General features: G+C 39.9%; 6 protein-coding genes and 1 pseudogene. 2 read left to right on the top strand and 5 right to left on the bottom strand.

Annotated features, from left to right (window positions below):
• Positions 1–176, top strand: a pseudogene (locus AK963_RS35900) (IS256 family transposase); the annotation flags it as partial.
• Between the two features lie 59 nt (positions 177–235).
• Here AK963_RS35900 and AK963_RS24880 read toward each other — a convergent pair.
• From AK963_RS24880 to AK963_RS31545, 3 genes are all read right to left on the bottom strand, one after another.
• Positions 236–2,260, bottom strand: a complete 2,025-nt coding sequence (locus tag AK963_RS24880) for a DNA phosphorothioation-associated putative methyltransferase (protein ID WP_066018085.1) — start codon at positions 2,258–2,260, stop codon at positions 236–238.
• Complete coding sequence (locus tag AK963_RS24875) at positions 2,250–2,825, bottom strand: hypothetical protein (RefSeq protein ID WP_066018084.1); 576 nt, start codon at positions 2,823–2,825, stop codon at positions 2,250–2,252. The genes AK963_RS24880 and AK963_RS24875 overlap by 11 nt, the downstream gene beginning before the upstream one ends.
• A gap of 515 nt (positions 2,826–3,340) precedes the next feature.
• Positions 3,341–3,571 (bottom strand): helix-turn-helix domain-containing protein, encoded by a 231-nt coding sequence (locus AK963_RS31545; RefSeq protein ID WP_083232882.1) that lies wholly within the window; start codon positions 3,569–3,571, stop codon positions 3,341–3,343.
• Positions 3,572–3,733: 162 nt separating this feature from the next.
• Between AK963_RS31545 and AK963_RS24870 the strand changes: the two genes are divergently transcribed.
• Positions 3,734–4,252, top strand: coding sequence for a hypothetical protein (locus AK963_RS24870; protein ID WP_066018083.1), 519 nt, complete (start codon positions 3,734–3,736; stop codon positions 4,250–4,252).
• 271 nt (positions 4,253–4,523) lie between these two features.
• Here AK963_RS24870 and AK963_RS24865 read toward each other — a convergent pair whose 3' ends face one another.
• Together AK963_RS24865 and AK963_RS24860 are read right to left on the bottom strand one after the other, a co-directional pair.
• Entirely contained in the window at positions 4,524–4,883 is a 360-nt protein-coding gene (locus tag AK963_RS24865; RefSeq protein WP_066018082.1) for a helix-turn-helix transcriptional regulator, read from the bottom strand.
• A gap of 156 nt (positions 4,884–5,039) precedes the next feature.
• Complete coding sequence (locus AK963_RS24860; protein ID WP_238593841.1) at positions 5,040–5,381, bottom strand: site-specific integrase; 342 nt, start codon at positions 5,379–5,381, stop codon at positions 5,040–5,042.
• Positions 5,382–5,518: the final 137 nt, after the last annotated feature.

Genomic DNA, 5,518 nt, shown 5'->3' with positions numbered 1-5,518 from the left:
GCGTCATTCGTAAGGCGATCAAGAACCGGAAGATTTTTCGGACTGATGAGTCAGTCATGAAGGTAATCTATCTGGCCATGGAAAAAGCTTCCGAGAAATGGACCATGCCGATCAGGAACTGGAAAGCAGCCATGAACCGGTTTGAAATTATGTTTCCTGACCGGTTCAAGGAGTAATAGTTTTGGTGGCGTTTACACAGAATTATTTACAGGCTCTGCATTTAAAAAACCAGCAGTCACGACACTTTGAAAAAGCGATAGCCCTGAACCTTTAATTCGTAGCCATGCTTTAACACTTCATTCAAGTCACTTAACGAAAGTCCATAACCATCCATACCCGGAAGCTCAAGTTTTTCGAGCCTATCATCAAACCCTTTTTGTTTATTGTAGTCAGGAAAAGAGTCATCAATGAGCTGAGATTTCCAATACAATGGCTGTACCTCAAAACCTCCATAGGCATAATCAAAATAATCTACTTTACGAGTACGAAGGTTTATTTTTATCCTTTCCTTAAGAACAGGCAGTGGACTGTTGTGAAAATCCTCATACAGCATGAAAGATATCTTGCCAGATCGGATATGAATTTTTACTAGGTCAAACCCATCTGCCTCCGAAAATAATTGAGCTGCACAGCCAATATAAACACGTAGAGCGGGCGGTAAGTCATTAATATACTTTGTATGCAGTGTTAAAGAGTGATTTTCATCGTAATATGAAGCAGGTAACTTGGCGTGAGCTTTTACACAAGCTTCAAATATCATATCGGGTTGCGCAATAGAGAAAAGAAGAGTTCGGGCCTCTTCCTGTGCATTTTTGTAATCGGTAAAGAATACCTTTATGTCTCTTTTTAGCTGATCAGGCATATGTTTATATACCCGTTTTTTGTTGAACGCTTGCAGTGCAAAATAAACCAGAAGATCCTCTTTTCTAGCTTTCTCTGCATCCATCAAAGCATTGGTATCAAACTCTTCTCTCAGAAAGTTGAACGCTTTTTTGGGAGAACCGATTACTTCTTTTAGCTCTTCACTTTCAGAAAACTCGTCTGCTGCTGGTACCCGCCCTAACTCCAATATTCGTTGCCATAAGTTATCAAGAAGAACCCTATTCTTTTCCAGAAACTGTTTCCGTTTAGGAATATGAACAGTCTTATGAACCAGTTGCCTCCAGCTTGTCCGACGCATCTGTTTTCTGGATAAATACAGCTGTTCCTGATCTTTATCTTTAAAAATAAAGAAAATTCCTGGAGCCACCGGTATTGGTTCATCATCCAGAACTTGCTCAAGAAATAGCTGAAGTTCATTCTGGCTATAATATTTTTGGAAAGTATTTCTGGACGTCAAAACTCCATCTTTAAATGGCTTGAATTTACTGATATGTCTCTCACTGGCAACCATAGCAGAGACAACAAGCAGTTTTCTGGCTAAACTCCAAGCCCCTTGAAGAGCATCTACTCGCTCTTGTAAATTTTCAATTACATTGATGACATACCCTAGGTTAACCAAATCACTCTCTTTTTTAACGCCCTCGGGTCTCCAGTTAGGATCCCAGCCCGAACTTAAGATTCCGTGAGCAGACAGTTCAGCAAGATCATCCCCATGGCCGCACCCATAGTCAAAAACAGAAAACTCTCCATTTAAAAAGCCATACTTTGCTAATGACTTCATTGGAACGGAAAAACCATCTCGGCTTAAAGCGGTTTTGTGTCGATCAACCTTATAGTTTCTTTTATCGTTTATATCTATCGATGCTTTTCGAAACAAGCGGCCATCAACCAGCTCATATCCCTTATCATGAATTAATGCTTCCCAACCATGTTTGAAGCCAATAATTTTTGTATTCTTGTACAATCCAGCCTCTTCGCCTTCACGAGTGATTTGACAGAAATCTTCATAGTCAGGGTGTGAAGGCAGCACCATATTCTCTTTTCTATGCAAAATTGGCGGGTTGGGAGACTTGGTGAAATCAGTGCTTTTAACCTGCTCTTTAGCCAAGTCTATGCCCGTGCTTTTATGCAAAGCTGGATATGCATCATCGAAAAACCTTGGATAATAGAGCAAGGTTACTTTAAAAGCCTCTTTGTGTAGACGAGCAATATTCCAATCGTCATCTTCAAGTCCTGCAATGAGTGCCTGACTACCTATAAATGCTGTTAGTGCAGGGGATATTTCACCAAGAGCGTCTCGGTGTATGTATATTGCTTTTGGCAATACTTTACCCACTCGCAGATCTTGAATAGATGACAGCCATTGCTCATGATTCATTGGCAAATCGCTCCAGAAATCCAGCTACCGACGTAGTGAAAGGAATATAGCCTCGACCAGTCTTCTTCTGACGCATAATGGAAACCTGCCCAGAAGCATCACTGCGGTTATAACTTACATGTACCGGTCTATCTGAAGCATAGTAATAGAGCCTATCAAATGGCAGGTTCTGAGCTATCCACAAGCTCACATCTAAAGAAGACTTTCCAGGAATGAAGAAGTCGCAAGCAGCACCACCACGACAACAGATCCTTTCCATTTTCTGATTAAGCTCATGGCAAGCATGCTGATCAAGGCTAGGGAATATAGCCGCCAGTTGATTGTTCTTTTTTGTCAGGCGTTGTCGTGCTTTTGCCAATTCTTCAGAGCAAAAGCCATAAGTCAGCTCAATGTCACCAAAGTACTCAACAATAGGGTCCAGCAACTCTTGAGCCAACGCAGAAAGTGCCTCCCAAGTATCTTTCTCTAAAGGCAAGTTGGAGAGATTTGACCTTTGGTATGTCACACCACACTCTATGAATGAGCGATAGTTAAAATGCACACTGCACTTATCATCTAGATTCATCAATCCCTCCTTTATCGATGACCATCAGTGACAACCAAATACGATCATGGTCCTTAGAAGGAAAAACCGCAAACATTCAAGCGACTGGAAATAACTAACTGTAATCAAAAACCTATGAAATTGAAATTTTTTTGATTGCTATTTATTGACTACAAAATAGCTTAGATCGAAACATGTATATCAAAACTTTAATGGCACGGCCATTGAGGCCACTTCCCACCCTTTTCTAGAATCAGTCGTATAGATAATCTCGGATTGGAATGATACCAAGGCCCCCAATAGTAGGCTACATCACCGCCTCTAATATCGATACAACTAATGTATGCATAACACTGATTACCAATATCTCGATGAAAAACAGCCGAATATTTGATCTGACACTCTGGTCTCTTTGAATCGTAGAGCAATCCTGTACCTGTTTCTACTTTCATTTCAGCCTCCTTTCTTATTGTTGAACCTCAACTTTACCTTAAAAAAATACGGTCTACTTATCTGACAAAAAAATAAATCTTAAATTATTTTTTATGGTCTTCAACATAAGTTAGCAGGTCTCCTGGCTGACAATTAAAATAACGACAGAGTTCATTTATACAATGAACGCCTACATTACAACCTTGCTCATTTAAAATACGATTAAGAGTACCCTTACTGATTCCTGTCTCACTACAGAGTTCAGACAATGTTATACGTCGATTCTCAGAAAAGCTCTTATCATCCAACGCCTTCCTGACTAAAAACCTGATCATATTTTTTCCATATTTTTATTCAAAATCAAACTCATACCAAATATCAAACAAAAAATCCATTAAAAATTTGAAAGTCCAATATATTAAACTATAGTTCATAATATGATAAGAAAATATAAAATATTATTTTTTCGTACAAAATAAATAAAAAAAGGGTTATTTATGGATTTTTACAATTTGGATGAAAAATTAGACTTAGTAGCCACCTTATTTGCTAACTGGATATTTCCTGAATATGAGGTTAGTGACCGCTTGATGTGGGAGATGCTATTTTCAAATCAGTGCTTTGCTAATGAATTCTGTCATTACCTTAATGATTTGACCCCAGGTTTGATTCCTTCCGCTGAACTTAAAAGGCTACCTGCATCGCCAATACTCCCTATAATAGAGCCAACAAGTGATTATAAAAGTTCACAAATATTTGGTATTTTTGTTGACCAATTTAGTTGTCATATTGAAGAGCTAATAGCTAAGGTAGAGGAAATAGTTATTTGCCGATCCGATAATAATTTGACAAGCCTGAAGAAAAACAGAGCATATATAGCTGACCTATCCCAACAGCACCTTGTCAGGCTAGCATCTTATACACCATTTTCCATGCCAATAACTCCAAGTCATATACATCAGTGGAGAACACAAATGCCACAGCATGAGTGGTTTAAATTGAAGAGTGAACACTGAACAAACAGATCAGAGACTATTCTTTAAGTAGCCTTTCTAATCCAATACATGCATGGGTGGGAAGTTGAACAAGTACTGAACAATAGACGTATAAAAGTAAGGTGTAGCATCGATAGATACTCGGACTATACGACGCGTTTTTTAATAATATGAATGCCCAATAGTGCTTAATTTCATTTTAATTCATCTAGACTCCTCATATTGAATAACTCGATTTTTAAGAACCAAGGCTATCACCCCCCTGCTAGCCTCAGATTGACATCAAGGCATATTACCTACGTTTCAAAAAGTCCTTAACGTCAGAATACCGATAACGGATAGTACTCCGTCGATCAGTACCGATATCTACATGTGGCGGCAATTTATCCGGACATTTTGAGCGCCATGTATAAACAGTACTCACTTTCACCCCAAGCAGCTCAGCTAACTGCGATACATTCAGCAGCTGATCAGCATGATAGTGCTTATTTTCAGGCGACGCTTTGGTATCTTCGTCATTAGCCGCCAATACAGCTAGCCCCGCTATATCCGTCTGGATTGTCAGACAGCTCGCGCCCCGGCACAGCTGCAGTAGCTGTTGATCATTCATTTCCCCAATCGCTGAATCATTCAGCTCTATCGATGTGGACATCAACCTATCTCCTTACAGGTCTTTATATACAGTAAAATCACTGTACATATGAACTACATACCAAATAAAAAACAAAATAACAATTACTTTTTCCCTTTACTTACTGTGAGAGATATCTCAAGACAATTGCATTTTATAGATCACCCCCCTGCTGTATTAAAACTTGAGTTTATTGACTTCTGCAGTACCTTCCTCCGGAGCCAGGTGAGCGTAGACCATTGTCATCTCTATCGATGAGTGGCCCAAGTATTGCTGAATGCGCGCGAGACTGACCCCTTTTATCACCAATAGCGAAGCAAATGTATGACGCATGTCGTGGAACCGGAAGTGGCGAGGATCGTCTTTTCCAACATGAAGCCCTGCGTATTTCAACACCGTTCTCCAAGCATTATCCATATTATCCAATTGCTTGCCGGTTTTCGGGCTGGGAAATACCAGACCTTTACCCCCTGTCTGCTCCCGCCATTTCGAAAGTAACTTAAGGCCATTATCATTCAGTGGGATCGTTTGTCATCACCGATGTAATAAGTCTTCAAAACACCAGTTTAATTTGACCTCCCGATTAACCCTTTTCTGGCCGATTGTTTTCCTGTTGGTATCAAGCAGGGAGCAGCGCCATGACCAATCGAGAGGAC

The organism is Endozoicomonas atrinae (assembly GCF_001647025.1).
Taxonomy (GTDB): domain Bacteria; phylum Pseudomonadota; class Gammaproteobacteria; order Pseudomonadales; family Endozoicomonadaceae; genus Endozoicomonas; species Endozoicomonas atrinae.
Note: the sequence above shows the minus strand (reverse complement) of the source record. Positions and strands in the feature narration are given on the sequence as shown.